This is a genomic window from Marinobacter azerbaijanicus, from assembly GCF_030250645.1.
Lineage (GTDB): Bacteria > Pseudomonadota > Gammaproteobacteria > Pseudomonadales > Oleiphilaceae > Marinobacter > Marinobacter azerbaijanicus.
The window spans coordinates 1-2,177 of record NZ_JASSVS010000056.1 but is presented as its reverse complement, the minus strand read 5'-3'; the positions used below and the strand labels follow the sequence as shown (position 1 = coordinate 2,177).

The 2,177-nt window shown below is 64.2% G+C and carries 2 protein-coding genes; one reads left to right on the top strand and one right to left on the bottom strand.

The window, feature by feature from the left end:
- Positions 1 to 137: 137 nt before the first annotated feature.
- A complete protein-coding gene (locus QPM17_RS23530; protein ID WP_422732801.1) occupies positions 138 to 1,403 on the bottom strand; it encodes an MFS transporter in 1,266 nt (421 codons plus the stop codon).
- Positions 1,404 to 1,506: 103 nt separating this feature from the next.
- On the opposite strand from QPM17_RS23530, the gene QPM17_RS23525 reads away from it, so the two are divergent.
- Positions 1,507 to 1,953, top strand: coding sequence for a winged helix-turn-helix transcriptional regulator (locus tag QPM17_RS23525; RefSeq protein ID WP_285394170.1), 447 nt, complete (start codon positions 1,507 to 1,509; stop codon positions 1,951 to 1,953).
- The last annotated feature ends 224 nt before the right edge of the window (positions 1,954 to 2,177 follow it).

The following is a 2,177-nucleotide window of genomic DNA, read 5'->3' as shown; positions in this document are numbered from 1 at the left end:
AGCAAGCGCGAGGGGCTCTACCTGGGCCCGCCGAACTTCGAAGGGTTCGAAGTCATCCAAACGGTCGGCAACGATAGCGATGCCTGAGGCACGAATGAGGTCGAAGCATGAGCGTGACGCAGTGCCCGCTTCGTTCCTCATTGCCTTCCGGTTCCCGTTTCAAGCTGTGGCGTGGGGTCCGGCATGTACTGCCGGGTGGCCGCCCAAAACACCAGGGCCAGCAGACTGACCGCCGCGCCCAGGGCACAGACGCCTTGCCAGCCGGCATGGGCGTAGGTGGCAGTCGTACCGATCGCCCCCAACCCACTGCCGACCGCGTAGAACAGCATGTAGAGGCCGATCAAGCGGCTGTGCGTCGCCGGCCGGGTGCGCAGGATCATGCTCTGGTTGGTTACGTGCAGCGCCTGGCCGCCGAGGTCCAGCAACACGATCCCGATCACCAGCGCCCATAGCGACCACTCCATCAGTGACAACGGCCACCAGGCCAGCAGCAGTACCACCAGTGCAGCCGCGCTGCTGCGTTGGCCGAACCCCCGGTCTTCCCACCGGCCTGCATGCGCAGCGGCCAGCGCGCCCACCACGCCGACCAAGCCAAAGGCGCCGATGACGGTATGCGAGAACTCGTAGGGCGGCGCGCTCAACGGCAGCACCAGTGCACTCCAGAAGATATTGAAGGCCGCGAACATCAGCAGCGCGAGCACGCCACGGATTTGCAGCGCCCGTTCTTCTCGTAGCAGTTCCAGCATCGAGGCAATCAGGCGCGAATAGCGCATGTTGCCCGGTGCGGCAGCAAGCGCCGGCAGCAGCCGCCAGAGCGGTACCGCGAGGGCCAGCATCAACGCGGCGGCCAAGAAGTACACGCTACGCCAGCCGGCCAGATCGCTGACGCCGCCCGCGAACACGCGGGCCAGCAGCAATCCAATGAACACGCCGCCTTGTGCCGCGCCGACCACACGGCCCTGCTCGTGGGGCCCGGCAGCGCTGGCCGCATAGGCGATCAGCCCCTGCGTCATCGCCGTGCCCAGCAGGCCGACGGCGAGCATGCCGGCCAGCAGCACCGAGGCGGATTGTGCCAATCCCACGACGCTCAGCGCGACCACCAGAGCCAGCAACTGCCCGGCCATGAGGCGGCGACGATCCACCAGGTCTCCCAGCGGCACGAGCAGGAGCAAGGCCAAGGCGCACCCGACCTGCGTCGCCGTGATCACGCCACCGACGGCCGCGTGGCTGATACGGAATTCCAGGGCCAGTGCATCCAGCAGTGGCTGCGCGTAATAGACATTGGCGACGCTCAAGCCACTGGTAACGGAAAACAGCAGTACCAAGCCGCGCGACATGTCCCTATGCGGCACGGGCGCATTGTCATGGCACAGCGATGCGGTCGAGATGCAAGGAGCCTTCATGAGCATCACTCCATCAATCTGGTTTTAAATTGAAACTGATTGAAGGCTGGACCATCAAGTTTTAAAATGCAACCACATTGCTCATGAAATCGAAGGGGGCTCCATGTCTCGCCGCAAACCTGCGAATGACGGACCCTGCCCCGTGGCACGCTCCGTCGATGTCATCGGTGATCGATGGTCACTGCTGATCGTGCGGGATGCTTTTGATGGCACGAACCGCTTCGGCGACTTCCAGCGCAACCTGGGTGTCGCACGCAACATCTTGTCCGACCGCCTGCGCCAGTTGGTCGAAGCGGGCATCCTGGAAACCCGGCCAGCATCGGATGGCACCGCCTACAAGGAGTATGTGCTGACGGAACGGGGTGAAAGCCTGTTTCCCGTCGTAGTGGCTTTGCGCCAATGGGGGGAGCGCCATCTGTTTGCGCGGGGAGAGCGACACTCTCGATTAGTCGACAGGAAGACGGGCGAGCCCATCCCTTTCATGGCACCCAAGGCCGGCAACGGCGACGCGTTGATGCCCGGCGAGGCCGAGGTGCGGAAACTGACGTAGCCCAGCACGCCAAGAGTACACTGGTGCGCGGTACCCCATGGCAAGGCAAGAAGCATCGATGAACAACCCCACTCCTTCCTACTCCCGGGTCGATGACTCCGGTGAGGCCAAGCTAACGCCACTGGGCGGCTGCAACGTGCTGTTCGCGATGGCCGCCGAGGTCGAATACGGCCCGCATCTCAAGCAGCGTTTCGCGCCGTTCATGACCGGCGTCGGCCCGGTGG